The sequence below is a fragment of the Pseudomonas sp. A125 genome, assembly GCF_055409485.1.
On sequence record NZ_JBUZVP010000038.1, the window covers coordinates 28,739 to 51,819 of the forward strand.

A 23,081-nucleotide genomic window follows, 5' to 3' on the forward strand; every position below is an offset into this window, starting at 1 on the left:
AATAAAACGCCATAAATACGATTAGTACTAATATCGGTTGCAGGCTTTCGACACCCACCCAGAGCACCGACCTAATGACGACAACCCCGCATCCCCTGCCCGAAACCTGCGATGACGACGAGCTGTTGTTCATGCGCAGCAGCGGCGCCGCCCAGCGCGCGCTGGACTATTACTTGAAAGAATCTGCCGCGCCACCCGCCGTTGACGACGCGTTGTTCGAGGTCAAGCCAGGCATCAGCGATGAAGAAGCGCTGGTCCACGCCTCCGACCTGCTGCGCAGCGCAGCCGCCACCGCTTATGAGTCGGCAAACAGCGCCCACGGCAATAGCCGGGACCTGGCGTTTTCAGTGGTCTACTTGATTGATATGGCGAAGGTAATGGTGGAGCGGTCGCTGCGACTTTCGGCCCGGGAGGCCGAACCCTCGGCGAGAATGTAACGAGGCGAAGCAAAAATATTTCTATCTGAGGGATAAAAACATTTGACTTGCAAATGATAATGATTATTATTGGACCTAGCTGATCGCGAGATCAGTCGATAGCCCAAGAGACCTTAGGTCGGACTCTTGGAATATCTCCTCATCAGGCTAATCACGGTTTTTGACCCGGCTCTTTGGCCGGGTCTTTTTTTTGCCAGTTTTTTCTGGCGTGGCTTCAGGCTAATGAAGACTGTGTGTTACTTGATGACGCGCATGGTAGCAAAAGACCATCGCCAAAAGAAAGTCGATCGAGCGCTCTAGGCCGGTTCTTTCAAAAATAGCACTTGAGAATCAATCTCATAGATTCTAAGCTGCGGCGGCGTCATGGACGACGCCCCCTCCTCCCCCGCAAAAATTGCATCCAGGCTTTACCCCACTCCGGTGTAAAATGCCCGCCACAACACTCATATTCAGGCACCCAGACTATGACCGTGGCCTTGACCTCCATCAAGATCAGTACCGACTTCGACAGCGGCAATATCCAGGTGCTCGACGCCAGCGATGCCCACCAGTTGCTGTTAGCCATCAAGCCGGACACGCGAAGCCAACACTTCCAGTGGTTCCACTTCAAGGCCGAAGGCATGCACGTGGGCCACACCCACACCTTTCGCCTGAGCAACGCTAGCCATTCTTCCTACAAGCACGCCTGGAGTGGCTACAACGCCGTGGCGTCCTACGACCATATCAACTGGTTTCGGGTGCCCACCCGCTTTGATGGCGAGACGTTACACATCGCCCTCGAAACCCGCGAAAAACAAGCCTGGTTCGCCTACTTCGAACCCTACAGCCGCGAACGCCATGACTGGCTGATCGGGCAGGCGCTGAACCGCGCCGGCACGCAATTGCTGGCCACCGGCAAAAGTGTCGAAGGTCGAGACATCCAACTGCTGCGCCGTGGTAAAGGCCAAGCCAACAAGCGCAAAGTCTGGATCATCGCCCAGCAGCATCCCGGCGAACATATGGCCGAATGGTTCATGGAGGGCGTTATCGAGCGCCTGCAGCAGGACGGTGACACCGAGTTGAAAAAACTGCTGGCCGCCGCCGACCTGTATCTGGTGCCGAACATGAACCCCGATGGCGCGTTCCATGGTCACCTGCGCACCAACGCCATGGGCCAGGACCTCAATCGCGCCTGGCAGAGTGCAAGCCAGGAGATCAGCCCGGAAGTGCTGTTCGTCCAGCAGCAAATGGAAAAGTACGGCGTCGACTTGTTCCTGGATATCCACGGCGACGAAGAAATCCCCTACGTTTTCACCGCTGGCTGTGAAGGCAACCCTGGCTACACGCCACGCATCGAGCAGTTGGAGAAACACTTTCGCAGCCACTTGAGTGGCCTCACCCGCGACTTCCAGACGGTGCACGGCTACACCCGCGACCTGCCCGGCGAAGCCAACATGACACTTGCGTGCAACAGCGTCGGCGAGAAGTTCGATTGCCTGTCCCTGACCCTGGAAATGCCCTTCAAGGACAACGATGACGCGCCCAACCCGCACACCGGCTGGTCGGGCAAACGCTCGATGCAATTGGCCAAGGATGTGTTGAGCAGCGTGGCGGATATCGTCGGCGTACTGCGCTAAGGGTCCACCTTGCCCGGCGACGGCGGCTACACAGCCGCCGTCGCCGGGCAAGGTATCAGTCCTTGCTGCCGGTCATGCTCTGCAGCACGCCGTCACGCCGGATCAACCCGTGGAACAGCGCCGCCGCGAGGTGCAGCAGCACCGTCAAAAACAGCAAATAAGCCAGATAACCGTGGGCCTTGCGCAACACCGCAAATAACGGCGCGTTTGCTCCCACCAACGCCGGCAGTTGCACCGAACTACTGAGCATCACCGGGTCGCCGGCCGCCGAAATCATCGCCCAGCCCAGCAGCGGCAACACCAGCATCAAGGCATACAGCACCACATGGGACGCCTTGGCCGCCAGCACCTGCCACAGCGGCAGGTCAGCAGGAAGCGGCGGCTGGCGAGTGGAAAAACGCACCACCAGCCGCACGATCACCAGTGCCAGGATCGCAATCCCCAACGGTTTGTGCAGGTGGATCAGCCACTCATGACGCTCTGACACCGAGGCCACCATGCCCGCGCCAATAAACAGCATGGCGATGATCATCAACGCCATCAACCAATGCAGCAGCCGCGCCAGCGGAGCGAAAAACCGGGGTTGGGCATTCATGGCTTCGACTCCTGAGGGGCGCTGTGCAACTGGCTGACTTCGCTGGTGCGACGCAGGTAAGAACTGGCGTATGCCGCCGAACGGGCAGCCAGCAGCGGGTCATTCGAGGCTTCGATACCGCTCGGCAGCACCAGTGGATCAAAGTTGATGTCGCGGCAATCACCGTCCATCTGCGGCTGGCTGCTTTGCAGCACCAGCGTCCCGGCATTCAACACCTTGTGCTCGCCGGCCCAAGCCTTGCTGGCATCGTCCAAAGGGTCTCCCGGGTTGGCCAGGGTGAGATTCAACTGCCAGCGCAACGGGCCGGCCACCAGGCGCTGCGTCAGGTCTTTTTCGAGAAAATCACTGCCGGCCGGTGCCGTGGCACCCGCGGCATCCTGGCTTTGTGGCACGACGCCCCAGCGCACGGCCTGGCGCTGACCGCTGGGGTTTACCAGGTAAAACGCATTGATGCCGTTATAGGTCTCAGTGGCGTAGCTGGCAGACGGCTTGGCGGTTTTGACCCAGGCCAGGAACTGCGCGGTCTCGGGATGCGCCGCGAAGAATGCCGGCATGGCTGTTGGGTTCGGTTTGCCGGTGGCGGGGTCGGGTGCCCCGGCCTTGAGCATCGCAAAAAATGCCTCGGGCGTACCCACCGGGAACACCGGCATGCTGTTCATTCCGGTGCGCCATTGCTGGCCGTTGGCCAGGCTGAACTGCAAGGCAAAACTGCGGATCGGCACGCTGCTGTCCGGCGCATACGGGTTGCCGCTGGGCAGCGCAAAACGCCCGATCACCGGGGTGCGCGCCTCGCTGAAGACTTGGGCACTGGAATACTGCCGCGCCTCGGGGCTGCTTTCGAAATAACCGGCCACACACACGCCCTTGGCATGGTTACGACGGTAGCCCGGGTGCAGGCCGTTGTTGGTTTCCAGGGCGTTGACCAGGGTTTTAGGCCGCAACCGCTGTGGGTCGAGGCTACCGTTGACGTAGGCAAAAGCCCCGGCCACAACCGCGACCACCACGCCGATGCTGGCCAACCGAATTATCAGGCTTGCGGTGCTCAACGGCGGACGGGGCGGTGATGAGTGATCTACCATGAAAAGCTCCAGGGCCGGGGCCGCAGGGGGAAGGTGCTATGAGACGCAGCTCATGTAGGTTTATTCCCTTTTCACTGTAGTTATTTTCTTGGCAACCACCGCCCAGCTTTTCTCCGTTGTTATGGCTGATTAAACGAAGCCGCGCGCTTTTGCAGGAACGCGTGCATTCCCTCCTTCTGATCAGGGGTCGCAAACAGCCCATGGAACAGCCTTCTCTCCAATCGCACCCCGTCCCGCACACCCAACTCCTGCGCCTGGTTGACTGCCTCACAGGCCGCTACCGTGGCAGTCTTGGCATAGCTGGCCACCTGCTGCGCCACCGCGAGGGCTTGCTCAAGCAGGGTATGAGCGGCAAACACGCGCGATACCAATCCGGCCTGTTCGGCCTGCACCGCCGTCATTAACCGGCCGGTGAGGATCATATCCATAGCCTTGGCCTTGCCGATCAGGTGTGTCAGCCGCTGGGTGGCGCCCATGCCCGGCATCACGCCCAATTTGATCTCCGGTTGGGCGAAACACGCGGTATCGGCGGCAAAAATCATGTCGCACATCAGTGCCAGCTCACACCCGCCGCCAAAAGCAAAACCCGCAACGGCGGCAATTTTCGGCGTGCGCAACGCGGCAAAGGCTTCCCAACCAACGAAGTAATCTTCGTTGAGCATGTCCAGGTAAGTCTTGCCGCTCATTTCCTTGATATCCGCCCCGGCAGCGAAGTAATCCGTGGCCCCCGTAATCACGAAACACCCTACCTGCGGATCCTGGTCCAGGGCCTGCAAGCACGTAACCAACTCGCGCATCAGCGCCGAATTCAGGGCATTTTTTACCTGGGGCCGATTAAGCCTGACCAGCACCACTCGACCGTAACGCTCGACCACGATATCCATCACCACCTCCACAATGTCCAAAGAATGTTGTAGCGCCCTGAAAGATTCACGAGTCCCATATCGCGCCATAGGCGGGAATTCCCCTCGCTTCCATTTCCTCCACCACCCGTTGCGTCAGCGCCTGGTTGGCAATGCAGATCACGGCCTCGGCACCAACGGCGTGAACAGCGCCATAGGCCAATTGCACCAGGTCGGGCTTGCCCCGCACGTCGGTATCCCATATGACGACCGTGGGCTGGGCTTGCAGAATTTCGTCAACCAGTTCATCCCCATAGGTTTTCCTCGGGCTACGGGTGGACCAGATCAACTGGATCGGCACCTGGGCTGCCAGCAAATGCGGCATCACCGGGCCGATCCCGCTGCCAGTGGCGATGTACACCACGGACTTAAACAGCGTTTCGATATTCGCCACACCCGCGGTGGTGATCCCCTTGACCCATACATGGGAAGGCATCTGCTCGATGTAACGTCCCGTCCAGTCACCGGCACGCGAAACAATCAAGCGAAAACCCGGCTGTCCTGGTGTGGGGATGTTGGCGAACGAATGCCACTCCAGCAGCGGCTGCAGGCTAAGGGCGGTGGATGATCCGGGAAACGGCCTGGTATGCGCTAACGTGGTGATCACCGCATGCCTGGACGGGCGCAGGTGTTCGACGGGGACTTTGCGCAAGCGTAACCAGGGCAAAGCGATGCTCAGTGTCAGCAACAGCATCATCCAGAATGAGCCAGCCTGCATCAGGCCGTGGAGCAACCCACCCTGCGGGTCGCCTTGCGCCACAGACATCAGGGTCAGCGCCCAGAACAGCAACAGCGCCGCCCAGCCGGCAAACCGGTGCACACGCTCGAAACCATTATGAAAGCGCCCACGAATCCAGGGCTGGGCCATGATCACCATCAACAGCAGCAGGCCCAGCAGCGCACTGCTGACCAATAGCCAAGCAAATGAAACACTCGAGGGCTGCTGCCAGTAACGCCCGCCCTGAAGTGCAACCATGACCGCGAACCACCCGGTCGCCGCCAGCGCTGCGCCACTGTGCAGCCCGCCCAGGTGATAGACCTTGGCCGCCCTGCGGCGGATCCATAACGGCCAACCCGCCGGTACCCGTGTGGCCAGCCAAAACAGCAGATTGATCACGTACTGCTGGCGGATCAGGATCGCCAGGGACAGGTTGATCAACACCATTGTCGACAGCGTCTGGACCTCAACAGCCGGCCGGGCCAGGCCAAACACCGCAAACAACCCATTGGCAGCGAGCACCATCACTACCAGGCAGTTGTACTGGGAGAACATCGGCAATGAAGACCAGCGTCGCCACACCACAGGTTTGCGGGGCACCACGGTTTTTGTCAGCGCATCAATCATCAGCGGCCCCACACTGCGCAAGCGCAAGCGGCGCCACGCAACGGTCACGGGCCAATTGCAGGAGCAGTGCCTTATCGATCTTGCCCCGGGAAGTGAGTGCAAACCGCTCCACGGCGAAGATCTGCGACGGCACGCAGTAATAGGGCAAGCGTTGCTCACACTGCCGCCTTGCTGCCTCGATGTCCGCACTGGCCGGGGTTACGAAAGCCACCAGGGTTCTGCTGTCGAGCTTCAGCGTAACGGCCCGGGCGCACGCGTCGCACGACTCCAGCGCCGTCGAGACCGCATCCAACTCAACACGAAACCCACGCACCTTTACCTGGTCGTCGACACGCCCCCGGTGTTCAAGCTGGCCATCGGCGGTCCAGCACCCCAGGTCACGGGTGCGAAACATCATCGCGCCTGCCCCCATGAACGGGTCCGGGCGGTAGCGCTCGGCCGTCAGTTCGGGATTATTCAGGTAGCCCGCGCTCACACCGGCACCGCCGGCCCACATTTCGCCGACCTCACCCATCCGGCAGGGGCGGCCCTGCTCGTCCAGGATATAGACGGTGTTGTTGGGGGTCGGCGTGCCAATGGTCAACAGCCGGCCCGGGGTATGGCGGTGCAAGGTATTGACGATGGTGGTTTCGGTAGGACCGCAACCGTTATAGAAGCGGCAGTGGGAACTCCAGGTATCCGCCAAAGCCTGGGAGCAAGGCTCTCCGGCCACGGCGACCACTTCCAGCGCGGGGCACTCCCGCAGATCAAGGGTGGCAAGGATCGACGGTGTGGCGATCAATACCTGGCACTCGCGGGCCGTCTGGCGAATGTCTTTGCCGCGAATCAATAACGTCGCGCCGTGTGCCAGGCAGCCGAGGATTTCCCAGGCTGCCATGTCGAATCCGATGTTGAGAATCTGCCCCACCTTCATGCCCGGTGCCATGCCCAATCGGCCGGGTTCGGTGAGCGCGATGTTGCACACATTACGATGGCTGATTTGTACGCCGTTGGGTCGTCCCGTGGTGCCTGAGGTAAAAAGCACAAAGCACAGGTCGTCGGGCTCAGGCGCGATAAACGCCCTGTCATTGGCCTCGCCCACGTGCGGTGTCTCGTCAAGGAACTCGTCCAGGCACAGGCAACGGTGCTCCGGCGCCAGCGGGACGCGGGCTCTCCACGCAGACAAGGTCAGTACCACGGGGCTCGACAACGACTCAAGGATCATCGCCAATTGCACCGGCGGCGCGATTCTGACGTCCTGCGGCACATAAGCCGCCCCCACTTTCAAAACGGCCAGCAGGCCCACCAGCATCGGAATCGAACGCTCGACAAACAACGCCACGGTGTCGCCACGCCTGACGCCCAGCTCGACCAAATGCACCGCCAGCCGATTGGCCTGGCGGTTCAACTGCTCATAACTGATGTGCTGGCCGGCCCATTTGGCGGCCGTGGCCTGGGGTGTCAAGGCCGCGTGAGCCTCGATGGCGTGGTGTACCAGCGTGTAGGCCGGCCGCGCCGAAGGCCCTGTGCCCCACTGCTCGAAAAGATCACGTTGCCTGTCAGGCAAATGGGCAAGTCCTTGCCGGGAAAAGCATCTTGTTTGTGTTGTTAATGACTTCATGCATCCACCCTCTGCTGTCCACTGCCCGGCGATGGCCTTGCAGGTACGAGGGTTGATTGAGGGGCACGCGAGTCATTACACACCGCCGAGTGATGCAGATATTACTGATACCCAATCGTCCAGTTTCTTTCTTTCATTAATGGAATAACCTACAACGACCGGCGTCTTCCTAAGCACAGCCCAGTGCCAATGATGAGAAGCCGCAGGACACCCCATGCACGAACTTGACGAACAGTTACGTGAATTCATCCCCAGGTTGCGGCGATTTGCTGTGTCGTTGACGCGTAACAGCAGCAGCGCCGACGACCTGGTACAGGCCAGCCTTGAACGCGCGATCATCAGTTGGGCTGACAAACGCCTTGAAGGCGACTTGCGCGCCTGGCTGTTCTCGATCCTCTACCGGCAGTTTCTCGACGCCCATCGGCGTTCCCGGCGTTACACGCGCATGTTGGAGTTTTTCACTGGCCGCGATGATTCGCAGCCATCGGTCGAACGCACCGTCATCGCACAATCGACCCTGCAGGCCTTCGACAAATTGAACACCGAACAACGCGCGCTGCTGCTGTGGGTGTCGGTGGAAGGCTTGAGTTACAAAGAAGTCGCCGACATCCTTGAGGTGCCCGTGGGCACCGTGATGTCTCGCCTGTCACGTGCACGCCAGGCCCTGCGCCAGGTAAGCGACGGCGAAATCACCAGCCCTGCCCTGCGGATACTCAAATGATCAGCCTGCCCCCCAGCGAACGCGATTTGCATGCCTACGTCGATCACCACCTTCTGGACGTCGACCGCCGCCAGCTCGACACCTGGCTGGCGGCCCACCCGGAGGTCGCCGCCCAGGTGCACGCCTGGCAACAGGATGCGCAGCACCTAAGAGCGTCCTTGAGCGGCGCGCTGCAACAGCCGGCCAACCCCGAGCTGGACCCGGCCTTGATCCGTCAACGCATCAAGCGCCAATCACGCCGTCACCTCGCAAGCGCCGCCGTGCTGTTGGTCGCCGTCAGTGTTGGCGGCCTTGGCGGCTGGCAAGCCCGGCAAGCGACGCTCGCCGGGGCTGTGCTGCCGATGGCCGACGCCATGCAGGCCTACCGTCTGTTTGCCCAAGACGGCATCCTGCCCGCCGATTACCGCGTACAAGGCGACGGCGACATGCAAGGCTGGCTCGACCGTTACTTCAACCAGGCCTACCGCCTGCCGGACCTGAGCCAGGCCGGGTTCAAGGCGGTCAGCGGGCGCCTGTTGAGCACCGAACAAGGCGCAGCGGCCATGGTGCTGTATGAAGACCCGCAAGGGCGGCGCATCAGTTTCTACATTCGCCCGCCGGGCCCGGAAAACAAACTTCTGCCCCGCGGCAGCCGCAGCGCCGACGGACTGCAGGCCGAGTACTGGTCGGGAGCGGGCTATAACTATGCGATGGTCAGCCCGCAAGACCCATCCACCACACACATGCTCAAGCAGACGATGCGGTTCTAAAAGCCAACATCCAGCACCACGTTATCCAGGTAGGTGCCTGCCGGTGGCGTGGCCTGGTTGGTATAGATCGCCGCGTTGAAGTTGAACACCTGGCTGCCGGTGCCCAGGCCATTTCCGGGGTTCACTTCAGCCGTGGAGCTGGCGCGCCGCGCGGTGCTCACACTGCCCCAGCGCGTGGTGGTGGCGCTTTTGAAAATATCGTAATTGAGGAAGTTGCTCCCCGAGATCATCCGCCGCTGCCCACCCACGCTCACCGGGTTCTGGCCGTCGCTGATGCCCACGGTGTAAGCGCTGCCCTTGGTGCAGGCAATGCTGGCTTGCCCGGTCACGGGGGCGAAACCGCTGATCACCGGGGCGCTGCCAAAGGCGATATTCGGTGCGGTGATGGTGCAGTCGTTAGCCACCGTCACGCTGACGGTCAGGGTGGTGGTGCCGCTGCTGATGTCCCGCCCCAAACAAATGCCGCCAATGCCAATACCCGAGCAATAGTTCCAGTTCCAGAAAATACTCAAGGTCTCGCTATAGGTGCCTGCTGCCACGTTACTGCCGATAGTCGTGCTCATGTAAAGCGGCAAGGTTTTGGTGCCCGGCCCGGAAATCAGCCCGGCTGTTTGTGCGATGCCGCCAGGGCCGCCAAAGTCAAATACGGTGCCCCGGGCCATCGGAAAGCTGGTGGTGTTGTTGGCATACACCGTATAGCTGATCACATCACCGCTCGGCCCCACCATGCCGCCTTGCGAGGAGCCGGTGATGGTGGCGTAGAAGTGGTCGGTGGAGGCCAGTAGCGAAATCAGGGCCGAGGTGCAGTTCAAGCCGCCAGAGTTGGTCGAGCTGGTCTGTGCGGTGGTGCGCACGCTTATCGAGCTCACCGCCGTGCCAAAGCTTGCAGGTACGGTCGCTCCCACCGAACACAAGGCTTGTGCCTGCTGCACGAAAGCCAGGCTCACCATCACCAGCACTGCAAACACCCATTCCTTGCCCCGCACACCCACACTCCTTATGTCATTGGCAAACCAGCGGCCCGATCAGCGGCACCTGCTCCTCGTTGGTATCCAGGTCGAACGTTGCCTGGCAGGTACGACCCTCACCCAGGGTGACCTGCAAGGTGTTGTGGGCCGCCAGGTTCTCCAGGTACACCAGGCCATCCCACCCCACCACCGCCCGCGCCCCGGTTTGCTCATGGCGTACCTGGCTGCCCAGGGGCAAGTCCTGATGCTGGGCGTCTACCAGAGTGATACTGGCCGCGATCACCCGGCGCACCGGGAACTCCAGCAAGTAGCCGCTGCCGCGACGCACCGCCACGCGCTGTTCGACATTCGGGGTCTGCACGTTGACCGGCAGGTTCAACGGGTCGATTTCGTACTTGCCCCGGTAGTAGGCACTGCTCCACGGCACCAGCAGGTGCCCGTTGCGGTCGGTTTCACCCACCCGCTGGTTTTCGTAGAGCACCGGTACCCCGGCGTACCCGTCGGTGCTCACCACCACGAAGGCATCATTGACCCGGTTGGCCGCGAACACTTGGTTGTCCATCCACACCAACGAGCCGCTGGCATCCGCCCAACGGGTCTCGGCGTCACTGCTGCCGTAGACGCCTGCCTGCAACTGCACCGACTGCATGCGCCAGGTCAGGTCGGCCTGGCGATAGGCTGGCCCGTCGCCACTGGCGTAACCCAGGTTGTAGCCCACCCCGCCCTCGGACGGTACCGAGCGGCTGTAGTTGACGCGCTGGCGGCTCTCGCCAGCCTGGCTGCGCTCATTACTCAGGGCCAGGCTGCCGTAGATGTCGAACGGCACCACTAATTGCGCTTGCACGGCCCAGTTGCTGTCGCCGATCTCGCGGTTAGCCGACAGGTAAAAACTGGTGTTGCGCCACAACTGCTTGCTCCACGTGAGGTTCAACAACCGGGTGCGGGAGTCATCGGCCGCCTGTACATCAAAATAACCGGCGCCGATGCTGCCAAAGTCGTTGAGGTTCAGGCTCAGGGTCACCTGCTCGCTGCGCTTGCTGAGGCTGGCGTAAGGCGTGTCTACCAGGGTCAGGTCGGCGTACTGGTCGCGCCGCTCAACTCGCTGGTAAGACAGGCTGTAGCGCTGGTTGCTGTATTGATAACCGAAGCTCAGTTGCTGGCCATTCTCGTTGCCGAACTGGCTTTGGCTGAGGGCCGTATTGAGCACCCCGTAGTTGCCCAGCCGCACGTTGCCGCCCAGCCCACCCAGGGTCAGGTCGCCCGAGGCCTCGGCGTGGCTTTCCAGGGTGAAGGAGTCCGACACCCCGTAGCGGAACGTGCCGCTGGCCACGCCCGGCCCGTAGCCAAAATCCCGAATGGTGTAGTCCCGCCGCAAATTGCCGGCCGCCACCGAAAAGTCCGACAAGCCTTTTTGCAGCAACGTACTGGTGACGTAGAACGGTACGGTGGTTGAAACCTGACGGCCCAATGCATCGGTGGTGACCACCACGGCTTCGCCAGCACCGTTGATAAACGGTACGTTGGTCAAAGTGTAGGGGCCCGGCTGCAGGTCGGCACTGCTGGACTTGTACCCGTTGATAAACAGGTCTACCGACGACGGTACCGCCGCCTCGCCGGCAAACTGTGGCAAGGGGTAGGTCACCAGGTCCGGGCGAACGCCGAAGTCCCGCGACACTTGCACCCCGCCCAGGCGCACCGAACTGCTCCACGGCAACGCGCCGCTGATCACGTCGCCCGCCTCATACGTCAGCAGGCGTTCATCGTCGGAAAAGCGCCAGGTGGTGTCATAGCGCCGATAGCCGTTGTCCAGGGTGCTGCCGCTGGTTTGACCGCCAAAGGTGGTGCGGTATTGGCCGGTATTGGACAGCGTGCCCCACGTGTCGAACAGCCGCACTTCGTTGAAGATACCCAGGTAGGTGCCAGCGTCATCCGTGTCATTAAGGTAGGCATCGTAGTTGAGCAGCGCCCCAAAACTGGTGAGTGCCTGGGTGCGCGGGTAGTTATCGCGGTTGCCGATGAACTGCTCCGGCAACCACGCCGGCGGTACCGTCAGCATCAGGCGCTGGCCCTGGCTGTCATAATCGGTATGCAGGCCGGGAACGTGGTCCAGTGCGACCTCGGTGGTGATGTCGGCCGGCAGTTTCATGCCCACGTCCCGTAACGTTGCCGCAGGCAGAAACAGGCCGCCGCCGCGTTGATCAACGGCGACCACGCGGCCAGTGTCCAACTGGTTGACCACCAGTTCCAGGAACAACTGTGCATCGGCTACAGCCTCCATACTGCTGGGGGGCGGCGGCAACGTCGCGGCCACGCCAACCGGCGCAAGCGCCAGGCTAGACAGCCCACCCACCACCCACACCGATCGCCACAGACTACGAGCCCGATCTTGGCTCACCAAGGCATTGTGTCCATCAATGGACATCTCCATCCGTTAAGACCAAGGGCTACTCCATGCCCTATTCCGTTGCGCTACCGTGCGGGTGCGAGATTCTCCAGTTGCGTTGCGCCATTGACTCGCACTTGTAACGGTTGATCGGCCTGCACGCCCTCAGGTACCGGCCAGCGCATGGTTGCGCCCGGCAGCACGTAGCCCAGAAGGCCATCCACCAGTGGCCGGGTTTGCCCACCCTGCTTGAACGCCACATCGGTAAGCCGTGCATGCACGGCGCCCTGGTTGCGCATCTCCACATAGTTGCGCCCGGCCACCGTGACCTTCTTCCAGCTCAGGTCGGGCTTGCCCGCGCCCTTGGGGTCGCGCTGGCGAGTGGCGTCATCCTTGCTCCACAGGCCCGCGCCATACGCAAACAAGGGCACCGAATAACGCATCTGAAAACGGATGGCAGCGGCTGTCTTGCCATCGGCGGCAGGGGTTTCAGGGATCGCGGCAGGAATCTCGTCAATGATGATCCGGTAGGCCAGTTCCTGGCCTGGCGGTATTTCGCGGGTACGGGTCAAGCGCACCAGCTGCTTTTGCCCCGGTTCGATCTTCGCCACCGGCGGGCTGCCAATCACATCACGTTGGTTCTGGTACTGCTCGTCAAACCCGCCCTGGCTCCAGGCAAACACCCGGATTTGCAGGTTCGCGGTCTCTGTACCGCGGTTCTCCAACCACAAGGCGCTGGCCTGTTGGTCGGCCTCCAGCACCGGGTCAATGGGCCAGATCAGCACCGAGCTGGCGGCCTGGGCTTGTCCGGCTCCCAATCCCACCAAACCGATAAAACCCGCGACCCAATACCGCCGGGAAGCTGCAAACATAGATTCCACTCCTTATGCCAATCGCCTTACCAGGACAGCTGCACCTGCAGCACGTCGCTGTACGTCCCCCCAGGCTGATTACCCGGTAATACCACCCGGCCGTAGATCGGCAGGGTTATCGCGTTTGCGTTGCTGTAGGCCACGCTGACGCTCTGGCTGACCCCCAGGCTCTGACTCAGCGCCGCGTCTTGAAACAGTTGATACGCCACTTGGGCGCTGCCGCTATTGAGCTGCATGCGCCGGCCGCTGACGTTGTGCAAGCCGCCATCGACGCTCATGTTCAACGTGACCCCTGGCGTGCATTGCAGCGTTACCCCACTGCTCAACGCCACCGAGACCGTGCTGGTGGCCAGCGCCGAATACGTGCCGAACGCGAGGCTGCCGTAATTCGTCCCGCCGCCCACCACCAGGCATCCCGCGGCTATCGTCGCGCTGACCTGTAACGTCTGGCTGGTGACCGCCAGCAGCGACAACGGCAGACCCCAACCCACCATCACCAAAAGCGTCGTACAGCAGGCACGCCTCATGGTTTTAGAACGTCAACTGGACAGACACCGTGTCGGTGTAGGTGCCGGCCGGCAGCCCCGTCTTGCCCACGGCCTGGCCGTAGATATTCACGGTTTGCGCCAAGCCCGTGCTCGCGCCCACATTGATGGTGCCGTTGATCGCCAGGAGCGTCGAATGCCCGGAGTCGGTGTAGAAGTCATACGGCACGAAATTGGCCACGCCGTCATACAGCGCGCGGGAGCCGCCAGTGGATTGGCCGTCATGGGAGCCTGCACCCACGGTGATCACCGGCGAAGTGCCCGAAGAACACTGGATCGACAACGCGCCACCGCCACCGCCCAGCACTTGGCCGGTCGCCGTGGTGAACTGGCTGTTGGTGGTGCCGAAATTGATCGTACCGAAGTTCAAGCCCGTGGTGCCGGCGGCGCCATTGACCAGGCAGCTGTTGGTAAGGATCAGGGTGGAACTGATCTGCCCCGTGACGGTGGTCGCCGCCTGGGCGCCCGACACCCACGCCAGCGCGATTAATGGGAAAACTGCTTTCGATACAAGTGCATGCATGATGTCCATCCTCATGATTTACCAATCCAGAGTCACCGTCAGGGTGTCTGTGTAGATGCCGGCCGGTAGGGCCCTGGTATTCGCCACCACCGAGCCGAATACCGGGATCGGTACCTGTGCGCCCTTGGTCACGACGAAATTGCGTTGCTGGCCGATGCTGTAAGTGCGCAGGCCCGCGGAATCGGCCGACAGCCGATACGGAATGGTTTGCCGGCCGTTGCTCAGGCGCCGCGTGGTGCCGTCGCCGTGGGCGCCACCGTCGATTGTCACGGTGAAACTGCTCACCACCGAGGGATTGCACGACACCGCCAGGGCCGCCTTGTCGCCGTCACTGATGCCGGCACCCAGGCGGTTGTCCCACGTGGGCCCGTGGCTCCCAAAGTCGAGCAAGGCCGAGCCGCCGTCCGGGCTGACCGGCGCGCTGTCGGTGCCTTTGCTTACCTGGCAACTGGCGGTGATCACCAGCCGTGCATGAATCTGCCCGGCGACCGCCGCCTGGGCGTCATCGGCCAGCAGCAACAGGCCGCCCAGCGCCACGAAGGCCAAGCCGCGGCTTACCATGTCACCGTCACTTTGAGCAGGTCGGAATAACGCCCCACGGCCGGGATGTCCTTGAGCGGCTCGATGCGCCCGTAGAGGGGCAGGTCTACCGTGCCGGAGTCGGGCACGCGGCCACTCACCGGTACGTCCACCGCCAAGGGGATGCGGCGCGCGGCGTCGACATAAATACGATAGGGAATGGGTTTGATCGAAGGCGCCGTGGCGCCCAGGTAACGCACTTCGCCGACGCCGCCATGCAAGCCGCCGTCGACACGCATCTGATACGGCGTATCCGGGTTGCATTCCAGGCGTGGCTGGCGCTGGCTGATCAAGGCGGCGCTCAACGGGCCTGCCGGGTCATCCAGCCGGGAGCCACTGCCAAAATCCAGCACGCCGAGTTGCTCGATGCCTGCGTCACGCGTGGTGCCGACCAATTGGCAACCGCGCTGCACGTCGATACGCACCTCCACCTGGAGCTGTGCACCATAAACCGTGTTGCAGAGCATCGCGCTCATGACTGCCAAGACTGCGTGTCCTTTCACTGCCCCAAATCCTTGTACAGGGGTGACTGCTGTGTATGAGGTTAGTCACTCAAGAGGAATCCGCCAGTCAGGTCATGCCGTTTCCAGAGAGCTCGCGGCGTACTTCTCTATTGGTCAAACCGCAATCGGCGCTCTAAAGTGAGTGACCACCGAAACACAGAGTGACAACCATTGGCTGCTTTACCGCCCCTGCTTAAACGGTTGCTGGGTAAACCTGCAGCGCCCGTTGCCGACCCCGGCATCACGGCATTTTTTTTGGGCAAGGCCCGGCAACAGGGCTACACCCTCAGCCCCAGCCAGTTACAGGTCATCGAGACCATGGCCCGGCAAGCCGCACACCTGCTGGCCGGGTGCCCTACCCGCAGCCTGTACCTGTACGGCGCCGTCGGTCGGGGCAAAAGCTGGTTGCTCGATGGTTTTTTCCTGGCACTGCCGCTTGCCGAGAAACAACGCGTGCACTTCCACGATTTTTTCGCCCGGCTGCACCAGGGCATGTTCAGCCATCGCCAGCAGCGCGATGCCCTGGCCGTGACCCTGGATGAGCTGCTCGATGGCTGTCGTGTGCTGTGCTTCGATGAGTTTCATGTGCACGACATCGGCGATGCGATGCTGATCAGCCGCTTGTTCAAGGCGCTGTTCCGGCGTGGCGTGCTGGTATTGGTGACCTCCAACTACCCGCCCGCCGGGTTGTTGCCGAACCCGTTGTACCACCAACGCTTCAAGCCGGTCATCGAGCTGATCAGTGCGCGCATGGACGTGATGGAAGTCAGCGCGCCCCAGGATTATCGTGGCCTGGCCCAGGCCCATGGCGATCAGCGTTTCACCGCTGGGCAGTTCGTCTGGCCGGGTACGCCTGCGCAACGCGAAGCCTTGGGGCTGCGGTCAGCGGGTCACGCCGCTATAAGCCTGACCGTCGGCGCCCGGCAACTGACCGCCCGCTGGCATCAGGGCCGCTGCATCGCCTTCACCTTCGGCGACCTGTGCGACCAACCGACCGCCGTCATGGACTATCTGCAGCTGTGCCGCGACTACGATCGCTGGGTCATCGACGGTGTGCCCTGCCTGGCAGACAGCCCGATTGCCACCCAGCAACGGTTCATCAACCTGATAGATGTGCTTTACGACCAGGACAAACACTTGGTGCTGATCGGCGAGCAGCCGCTGGAAGAATCCCTCAGCGGCCAGGCAATTGACCTGGCACGCACCGCCAGCCGGCTGGGGCAGTTGCAGAAGATCGGCCCGCAACCCGCTATCATGAGCGCCATTCACGCCCCTATTGCCGAGTGACGCGCTGTTCATGGATACCCTTGCCCAACTCAAGGCCGGCCAATTGGCCGGTATCAAACGCCTGGACCTGCGCTGCGGGCTGACCGAGTTCCCCCGGGAAATCTTCGACCTGGCCGACTCCCTGGAAATCCTCAACCTCACCGGCAATGCCCTCAGCAGCCTGCCGGATGACCTGCACCGCCTGCCGCATTTGCGCGTGCTGTTCTGTTCGGAAAACGCCTTTACCGAATTGCCGGAATGCCTGGGCCAATGCGCGCAGTTGAGCATGATCGGCTTTAAGTCGAACCAGATCAGCCGCGTCCCTGCTGCTGCGTTACCGCCCCTGCTGCGCTGGCTGATCCTCACCGATAACCGCATCAGCCAGTTGCCGAGCGAGCTGGGCGAACGGCCGTTGCTGCAAAAACTGATGCTGGCCGGTAACCACCTCGAAGACCTGCCGCCAAGCCTGGCCCAGTGCAAAAAGCTCGAACTGATCCGCATCGCCTCCAACCGCCTGACCCACCTGCCCGACTGGCTGCTGACCTTGCCGAGCCTGACCTGGCTGGCCTATGCCGGCAACCCGGTGGAAATGGCCGTGGAAGTGGCCCGCGATGACGCAACGCCGAATATTCCCTGGTCGCAATTGGTGTTGGGGGAAGTGCTGGGCGAAGGCGCTTCCGGGATCATCCGCAAGGCGTCCTGGATACCGCCCACCGGGCCGGCCAAGGCAGTGGCGGTCAAATTGTATAAAGGCAGCATCACCAGCGACGGCTCGCCGCTGCACGAAATGCACGCCTGCATCGCTGCCGGGCTGCATGCCAATTTGATCAAGGTGCAAGGCCGGGTCGTCGACCATCCCGAAGGCCAGGCGGCGCTGGTGATGCAACTGATCGAACCGAGCTACCGCAACCTTGCGGCCCTGCCGAGCCTGGCGTCATGCACCCGCGATATCTACGAACCGACCACACGCTTCAGCGCCGACGTGGCGTTACGCATGGCTCGGGGTATTGCCTCGGTGGCGGCGCACCTGCATGAGCAAGGCATCACCCACGGCGATTTGTACGGACATAACATTCTGTGGAATGAAGCCGGTGAGTGTCTGCTCGGGGATTTTGGTGCCGCGTCGTTTCATGCCTCGCTCGACAGCCAGGAAACCCGGGCGTTGCAGCGCATCGAAGTGCGGGCGTTCGGGGTGTTGCTGGGGGAGTTGCTGGAACGGATTGATGCGGGGTTGAGCGAGGAGGAATGCGTGGCACTGGAAAGCTTGCGGGATAACTGCTGCCAGCCGGATGTGCTTGCCCGGCCCGGGTTTGAGGAAATCACAACCCTGTTGCGGTCTTCCTAACTGCGCTAAACCAACGTGTGTGCGGGCTTGCTTGCGAATACGGTGTATCAGCCAAGTATGTATCGACTGACACACCGCATTCGCGAGCAAGCCCGCTTCCACATTTGGACCGGGTTCACTTCAGACTGGAATTAACCCGCCAACCCGACAAACATATCCTGCACATCGTCATGGTTGTCCAAACCTTCCAGGAAGGCTTCGACTTCGGCCATCTGCTCATCGCTCAAACCGCTCACCGGGTTTTTCGCGATGTAGCCCAGCTTGGCCGACAACACCGTAAAACCCTGCTCCGGCAAGGCTTTCTGCACGGCGTCCAGGTCGGTGGTCTCGGTGATGAACAGGGTGCTGCCCTCTTCCTCGCCGTCTTCGAAATCCTGGGCACCGGCTTCAATCGCGGCCATTTCCGGATCGGCGTCGGGGCTTTCCGGCGAGGCTTCGATCAGGCCCACATGGTTGAAGTCCCATGCCACGGAGCCGGACGCACCGAGTTGCCCCTTGCGGAACGCCACGCGGATTTCCGCCACGGTGCGGTTGATGTTGTCGGTTACGCATTCAACGATCAGCGGCACCTGGTGCGGGGCAAAACCTTCGTAGGTCACGCGGTGGTATTGCACGGTCTCACCGAGCAGACCGGCGCCTTTCTTGATCGCGCGCTCCAGGGTTTCCTTGGGCATCGAGGCCTTTTTGGCCTGCTCCACCACCAGGCGCAAATGTGCGTTGGTGGTGGTGTCGGCACCGTTGCGGGCGGCAATAGTGATCTCTTTCACCAGCTTGCCGAAGATCTTGCCCTTGGCATTGGATGCCGCTTCTTTATGTTTGACTTTCCACTGTGCGCCCATGACTCACTCTCTTCTATCCATCGCACCGAGACGTCTACTGGCCGGCGCTTTGGGGGCAGAGTTTATAGCGCTGAAACACTCTAATCCACCAAAAAACCGGCCATGCCCCTCAGGTGCGCAAGGGATTGATTGTGCGCTCACGGCCCGGTACGAAGTCGCCCACCTGCGCCAGCACCGCCGGCCTGGCATTCCAGCAGGGCATCAACACCAGCAAGGAAAACAGCGCCGCGCCGGCGAACACGATAAACACCAGCACCACGCTGGCGGTGTGCAAGGCGCCCATCACCAGGGCGACGGCAGCTGAAATCAGCAACCCGCCGAGCACGGCGACGCTTCTGGAGATCATGCGCAAAAGTTTGCGCTGAATTTGAGGCCCTCCCCCATTCAGGGCGCCAACTCGAAAAACGCCTGAATCAACCGCAACTTACGCCGCCGCTCCATGCACCCGATCACATGCCGGTTCACCAGCCCCTCACCCTGGATCGGAATCGCATGCACCCGTGGATCCCGACTCACCTCCATCGACGACACCACCCCAACCCCCAACTCAGCCGCCACCGCTTCCGTCACCGCCTCACGGCTGTCCAGTTCCAGCAACACCTTGGGCTGCACGCCGGTCTGGGCGCAGGCGTCGTCAAACGTGCGTCGGGTGATGGAGCCAGGCTCGCGCAGCACCATGATCACTTGATCCAACTGCTTGAGCCGAATCCCCGCAGGCTGCGCCAACCATGGATGACCGGCCGGCACCAACGCGCAAATCCGTGACTCGATCAACGGCTGCAGGTGCAGCCCCTTGCGCGGCTCTACCTCTGTCAGCACGGCCACATCCGCACGTTCCGACAACAGCGCGGCCAGGGTTTCCTGAGCATTGCCCAGGCGCAAATTGACGGTGATCCCCGGGTAATGTTCACGCAGCCTGGCCAGCATCGGCATGACCATGTGCGGGCCGTCTGCCGCGACTTCCAGGCGCCCGGCGAGCAGTTGTCGGTTGGCCTCCAGTAACGTCTGCGCTTCTTCCACCAGGCCGAAGATGGCGCGCGTGATCGCGGCGAGTTTGGTGCCCTCCTCCGTCAGCTCCACGCGCCTGGCCGTGCGCCGCAGCAGCGCAATCTGGTAGTGCTCTTCCAGCGCCTTGATATGCCCGGTCACTGCCGGCTGGCTGATGAATAACCGCTCGGCCGCCCGGGTAAAACTGCCCTCGCGGGCCACGGCGTCAAACGCACGCAGTTGGAACAAGTTCATAGCTATCGGCCTCACTGATAGCTCGCATAACAACAAACAATTTGATTGATGACAAGCCAAACTGCAATTTATGCCCCGTAGCTTCATCCCAACGTTTTGCGAGAACATAGAATGAGTACTGCCGCGCCGATCCTGCTGACCCCCGGGCCCTTGACTACCTCGGCCCGCACCCGCCAGGCCATGATGGTCGACTGGGGTTCATGGGATGACCGCTTCAACCAACTGACCGCCAGCCTCTGCGAGCAACTGCTGGTGATCGTCAATGGGACCCACAGCCACAATTGCGTGCCATTGCAAGGCAGTGGCACCTTCGCCGTGGAAGCGGCCATTGGCACTCTGGTCCCACGGGACGGCAAGGTGCTGGTGCTGATCAACGGCGCCTACGGCAAGCGCCTGGCGAAGATCTGCGAAGTGCTCGGCCGCGCGTTCAGCACCTTTGAAACCGCTGAAAACGAACCCACCACCGCCGCCGACGTCGACCGCCTGCTGCACGCCGACAAGGGCATCACCCATGTCGCGCTGATCCATTGCGAAACCAGCACCGGGATTCTCAACCCGCTGCCCGAGATCGCCCAGGTTATCGCCCGCCATGGCAAGCGCCTGATCATCGACGCCATGAGTTCCTTCGGTGCCTTGCCAATCGACGCCCGCGAAGTGCCGTTCGACGCCCTGATCGCTGCCTCGGGCAAGTGCCTGGAAGGCGTACCGGGCATGGGCTTTGTGTTCGCTGAAAAGCAGGCGTTGGCCGTTGCCCAAGGCAACAGCCATTCCCTGGCGATGGACCTGTTTGACCAGCACAGCTACATGGCCAAGACCGGCCAGTGGCGCTTCACCCCGCCGACCCACGTGGTGGCGGCGCTGCACGAAGCCCTGCTGCAATACAACGAAGAAGGCGGTTTGCCCGCCCGGCACCAGCGCTACGCCGACAATTGCCAGGCGCTGCTGGAAGGCATGGCCGAGCTCGGCCTGCGCAGCTTCCTGCCTGCCGCGATCCAGGCGCCGATCATCGTCACCTTCCATGCACCGAAAGACCCGCGCTACCAGTTCAAGGAGTTCTACGAGCGGGTCAAGGCCAAGGGTTTCATCCTCTACCCCGGCAAATTGACCCAGGTCGAAACCTTCCGCGTGGGCTGCATCGGCCATGTGAACCGGGCCGAGATGCAAGCTGCGGTCGCGGCGGTGGCCGAGGTGCTGCAAGAAATGAACGTGCTCGACATCTGACTGCCAACCTCTAACAGGATCTGAACCATGAACTACGCAAACCCAACCCAGCTTCAAGCCGCGATCCTCGACTGGGCCGGCACCGTGGTCGACTTCGGCTCGTTCGCCCCCACGCAGATTTTTGTCGAGGCCTTCGCCGAGTTCGACGTGCAGGTTTCCATCGAAGAAGCCCGCGGCCCGATGGGCATGGGCAAGTGGGACCACATCCGCACCCTGTGCGACCAGCCGCAGGTGGCCGAGCGTTATCGCAAGGCTTTTGGCCGCACGCCGACCGACGACGACGTGACCGCTATCTACCAGCGCTTCATGCCACTGCAGATCGAGAAAATCGCCGAACATTCGGCACTGATCCCCGGCGCCCTGGACACCATCGCCAGCCTGCGCAAGCAAGGGATCAAGATCGGCTCGTGCTCCGGCTACCCCAAGCAGGTGATGGACAAGGTGGTCGAGCTGGCCGCCGCCAATGGCTACGTCGCCGACCACGTGGTGGCCACCGACGAAGTGCCCAAAGGCCGCCCGTGGCCCGCCCAGGCCCTGGCCAACGTGATCGCCCTGGGAATTGATGATGTAGCGGCCTGCGTGAAGATCGACGACACCGTGCCGGGCATCCTTGAAGGCCGTCGCGCCGGCATGTGGACCGTGGCGCTGACCTGTTCGGGCAACGCCCTGGGCCTGACCTACGAGCAGTTCCGTGCCCTGGACGCGGACACACTCGCCAGCGAACGCAAGCGCATCCAGGCCCTGTTCGAAGGCTCGCGCCCGCACTACATGATCGACACCATCACCGACCTGCCCGACGTTGTTGCCGACATTAACCAACGCCTGGCGCGGGGTGAAATGCCGCAGGGCAACTGATCGAGATCAAAAGATCGCCTCTGCGCCCTCCTCTCACGGGCAAACCTCGTAAAACAGGCTTACATTGAAAGGACTCCGTCGCGAAAGAACGGAGGTTTGCCCTGATGAGTGAGGAAGAAAGCGATGCCCTGGAAAAATTCCGATACGCGTTACAGCACCATGTCGATTGCGTTGCACTGGCTGATGGTGGTGCTGCTGGCGGTGGTCTACGCCTGCATTGAGTTACGCGGGCAGTTTCCCAAAGGCAGCGGTGCACGTACGTTGATCGTGGAAATGCACTTCATGTTCGGCCTGACCGTGTTTGTGCTGGTGTGGCTACGGTTGTTCGCCCGCAGCCTGGGCGTGGCGCCGAAGATCGTGCCGGCCCCGCCGCAGTGGCAAACCCTCCTCGCGACCCTGATGCACATGGCGCTGTACGCCTTGATGATCGGCATGCCCATCGCCGGCTGGCTGATCGTCAGTGCCGAGGGGCATTCGGTGATGTTCTACGGCATTGAGTTACCGCCACTGATTGCCGAAAACAAGGCGTTGGCCAAGGAGATTGAAAGCTGGCATGTGCTGTTCGGCAAGATCGGTTACTGGTTGATCGGACTGCATGCGTTGGCCGCGATCGTTCACCACTACATGCTGCGCGACAATACTGCGTTGCGGATGATGCCCGGCAAGCGAGAGAGCAGTCAGTAAACTCTGCGACTGGATGTGGGAGGGAGGTTGCCTGCGATAGCCATAGGTATCGACGCATAATTTGTGTTGGGGCTGGGTCGGGTGGGGGGCATATCCGTTTTTTCGGTGATGGTTTAGATGGGTTCCGCTCTTACAGCGGGTCACTTTTGAAAGGAGCCCAAAAGTAACCAAAAGGCTCTTGCCCCACCACTCGGCACCTCGCTTAGGCTCGG

The 23,081-nt window shown here is 61.7% G+C and carries 24 protein-coding genes; 9 read left to right on the plus strand and 15 right to left on the minus strand.

Annotated features, from left to right (window positions below):
- Positions 1-74: 74 nt before the first annotated feature.
- Together ACZRN6_RS32590 and ACZRN6_RS32595 are read left to right on the plus strand one after the other, a co-directional pair.
- Positions 75-437 carry a DUF6124 family protein gene (locus ACZRN6_RS32590; protein WP_322146124.1) on the plus strand — a complete coding sequence of 121 codons (363 nt, stop codon included), beginning with the start codon at positions 75-77 and terminating at the stop codon, positions 435-437.
- A 464-nt stretch (positions 438-901) separates the two neighbouring features.
- Entirely contained in the window at positions 902-2,053 is a 1,152-nt protein-coding gene (locus ACZRN6_RS32595) for a M14 family metallopeptidase (protein WP_464009735.1), read from the plus strand.
- Positions 2,054-2,108: 55 nt separating this feature from the next.
- Here ACZRN6_RS32595 and ACZRN6_RS32600 read toward each other — a convergent pair whose 3' ends face one another.
- The 5 genes from ACZRN6_RS32600 to ACZRN6_RS32620 all read right to left on the minus strand — a co-directional run bounded on the left by ACZRN6_RS32600 (position 2,109) and on the right by ACZRN6_RS32620 (position 7,574).
- Complete coding sequence (locus ACZRN6_RS32600) at positions 2,109-2,648, minus strand: cytochrome b (RefSeq protein WP_003212459.1); 540 nt, start codon at positions 2,646-2,648, stop codon at positions 2,109-2,111.
- Positions 2,645-3,727 carry a catalase family peroxidase gene (locus ACZRN6_RS32605; protein ID WP_464009736.1) on the minus strand — a complete coding sequence of 361 codons (1,083 nt, stop codon included), beginning with the start codon at positions 3,725-3,727 and terminating at the stop codon, positions 2,645-2,647. Before ACZRN6_RS32605 ends, ACZRN6_RS32600 begins: the two co-directional genes overlap by 4 nt.
- 119 nt (positions 3,728-3,846) lie before the next feature.
- Entirely contained in the window at positions 3,847-4,611 is a 765-nt protein-coding gene (locus ACZRN6_RS32610; protein ID WP_322146127.1) for an enoyl-CoA hydratase-related protein, read from the minus strand.
- Positions 4,612-4,657: 46 nt separating this feature from the next.
- Positions 4,658-5,974 carry a hypothetical protein gene (locus tag ACZRN6_RS32615; protein ID WP_464009744.1) on the minus strand — a complete coding sequence of 439 codons (1,317 nt, stop codon included), beginning with the start codon at positions 5,972-5,974 and terminating at the stop codon, positions 4,658-4,660.
- Positions 5,967-7,574, minus strand: a complete 1,608-nt coding sequence (locus tag ACZRN6_RS32620) for an amino acid adenylation domain-containing protein (RefSeq protein WP_464009737.1) — start codon at positions 7,572-7,574, stop codon at positions 5,967-5,969. The genes ACZRN6_RS32615 and ACZRN6_RS32620 overlap by 8 nt, the downstream gene beginning before the upstream one ends.
- A gap of 214 nt (positions 7,575-7,788) precedes the next feature.
- Here ACZRN6_RS32620 and ACZRN6_RS32625 point away from each other — a divergent pair, with 214 nt between their 5' ends.
- Both ACZRN6_RS32625 and ACZRN6_RS32630 read left to right on the plus strand, forming a co-directional pair.
- Positions 7,789-8,295: an RNA polymerase sigma factor gene (locus tag ACZRN6_RS32625; protein WP_464009738.1), complete on the plus strand. Its 507-nt coding sequence runs from the start codon at positions 7,789-7,791 to the stop codon at positions 8,293-8,295.
- Positions 8,292-9,044 carry an anti-sigma factor family protein gene (locus ACZRN6_RS32630; RefSeq protein ID WP_464009739.1) on the plus strand — a complete coding sequence of 251 codons (753 nt, stop codon included), beginning with the start codon at positions 8,292-8,294 and terminating at the stop codon, positions 9,042-9,044. The genes ACZRN6_RS32625 and ACZRN6_RS32630 overlap by 4 nt, the downstream gene beginning before the upstream one ends.
- Here ACZRN6_RS32630 and ACZRN6_RS32635 read toward each other — a convergent pair.
- From ACZRN6_RS32635 to ACZRN6_RS32665, 7 genes are read right to left on the minus strand one after another with little or no spacing between them, the layout of a single operon-like run.
- A complete protein-coding gene (locus tag ACZRN6_RS32635; protein ID WP_322148721.1) occupies positions 9,041-9,994 on the minus strand; it encodes a Csu type fimbrial protein in 954 nt (317 codons plus the stop codon). The genes ACZRN6_RS32630 and ACZRN6_RS32635 overlap by 4 nt on opposite strands.
- 52 nt (positions 9,995-10,046) lie before the next feature.
- Positions 10,047-12,440: a fimbria/pilus outer membrane usher protein gene (locus tag ACZRN6_RS32640; RefSeq protein WP_464009740.1), complete on the minus strand. Its 2,394-nt coding sequence runs from the start codon at positions 12,438-12,440 to the stop codon at positions 10,047-10,049.
- Between the two features lie 41 nt (positions 12,441-12,481).
- Positions 12,482-13,267 carry a fimbrial biogenesis chaperone gene (locus ACZRN6_RS32645; protein ID WP_322146132.1) on the minus strand — a complete coding sequence of 262 codons (786 nt, stop codon included), beginning with the start codon at positions 13,265-13,267 and terminating at the stop codon, positions 12,482-12,484.
- A 26-nt stretch (positions 13,268-13,293) separates the two neighbouring features.
- Positions 13,294-13,794: a Csu type fimbrial protein gene (locus ACZRN6_RS32650; RefSeq protein WP_322146133.1), complete on the minus strand. Its 501-nt coding sequence runs from the start codon at positions 13,792-13,794 to the stop codon at positions 13,294-13,296.
- A 4-nt stretch (positions 13,795-13,798) separates the two neighbouring features.
- The gene (locus tag ACZRN6_RS32655) at positions 13,799-14,335 is read right to left on the minus strand and encodes a Csu type fimbrial protein (protein WP_322146134.1); all 537 of its coding nucleotides are present in this window, start codon (positions 14,333-14,335) and stop codon (positions 13,799-13,801) included.
- Between the two features lie 18 nt (positions 14,336-14,353).
- On the minus strand, positions 14,354-14,896 hold the full coding sequence (locus tag ACZRN6_RS32660) for a spore coat protein U domain-containing protein (RefSeq protein ID WP_322146135.1): 543 nt from the start codon (positions 14,894-14,896) through the stop codon (positions 14,354-14,356).
- Positions 14,890-15,390 carry a Csu type fimbrial protein gene (locus ACZRN6_RS32665; RefSeq protein WP_464009745.1) on the minus strand — a complete coding sequence of 167 codons (501 nt, stop codon included), beginning with the start codon at positions 15,388-15,390 and terminating at the stop codon, positions 14,890-14,892. Before ACZRN6_RS32665 ends, ACZRN6_RS32660 begins: the two co-directional genes overlap by 7 nt.
- A gap of 198 nt (positions 15,391-15,588) precedes the next feature.
- On the opposite strand from ACZRN6_RS32665, the gene zapE reads away from it, so the two are divergent.
- Positions 15,589-16,704 carry a cell division protein ZapE gene (zapE, locus tag ACZRN6_RS32670; protein ID WP_464009741.1) on the plus strand — a complete coding sequence of 372 codons (1,116 nt, stop codon included), beginning with the start codon at positions 15,589-15,591 and terminating at the stop codon, positions 16,702-16,704.
- Positions 16,705-16,714: 10 nt separating this feature from the next.
- Positions 16,715-18,028 (plus strand): leucine-rich repeat-containing protein kinase family protein, encoded by a 1,314-nt coding sequence (locus ACZRN6_RS32675; RefSeq protein WP_322146138.1) that lies wholly within the window; start codon positions 16,715-16,717, stop codon positions 18,026-18,028.
- 131 nt (positions 18,029-18,159) lie between these two features.
- Here the strand turns inward: ACZRN6_RS32675 and ACZRN6_RS32680 are convergent, their stop codons facing one another.
- From ACZRN6_RS32680 to ACZRN6_RS32690, 3 genes are all read right to left on the minus strand, one after another.
- The gene (locus tag ACZRN6_RS32680; RefSeq protein ID WP_322146139.1) at positions 18,160-18,867 is read right to left on the minus strand and encodes a YebC/PmpR family DNA-binding transcriptional regulator; all 708 of its coding nucleotides are present in this window, start codon (positions 18,865-18,867) and stop codon (positions 18,160-18,162) included.
- A gap of 109 nt (positions 18,868-18,976) precedes the next feature.
- Positions 18,977-19,213 carry a hypothetical protein gene (locus tag ACZRN6_RS32685; protein ID WP_464009742.1) on the minus strand — a complete coding sequence of 79 codons (237 nt, stop codon included), beginning with the start codon at positions 19,211-19,213 and terminating at the stop codon, positions 18,977-18,979.
- Positions 19,214-19,251: 38 nt separating this feature from the next.
- The gene (locus ACZRN6_RS32690) at positions 19,252-20,109 is read right to left on the minus strand and encodes a LysR substrate-binding domain-containing protein (RefSeq protein WP_464009743.1); all 858 of its coding nucleotides are present in this window, start codon (positions 20,107-20,109) and stop codon (positions 19,252-19,254) included.
- 111 nt (positions 20,110-20,220) lie between these two features.
- On the opposite strand from ACZRN6_RS32690, the gene ACZRN6_RS32695 reads away from it, so the two are divergent.
- The 3 genes from ACZRN6_RS32695 (at position 20,221) to ACZRN6_RS32705 (ending at position 22,869) form a co-directional block, all read left to right on the plus strand.
- Entirely contained in the window at positions 20,221-21,330 is a 1,110-nt protein-coding gene (locus tag ACZRN6_RS32695; RefSeq protein WP_322146141.1) for a 2-aminoethylphosphonate--pyruvate transaminase, read from the plus strand.
- Between the two features lie 27 nt (positions 21,331-21,357).
- The gene (gene phnX, locus ACZRN6_RS32700; RefSeq protein ID WP_322146142.1) at positions 21,358-22,185 is read left to right on the plus strand and encodes a phosphonoacetaldehyde hydrolase; all 828 of its coding nucleotides are present in this window, start codon (positions 21,358-21,360) and stop codon (positions 22,183-22,185) included.
- A gap of 123 nt (positions 22,186-22,308) precedes the next feature.
- Positions 22,309-22,869 carry a cytochrome b gene (locus ACZRN6_RS32705; protein ID WP_322146143.1) on the plus strand — a complete coding sequence of 187 codons (561 nt, stop codon included), beginning with the start codon at positions 22,309-22,311 and terminating at the stop codon, positions 22,867-22,869.
- The last annotated feature ends 212 nt before the right edge of the window (positions 22,870-23,081 follow it).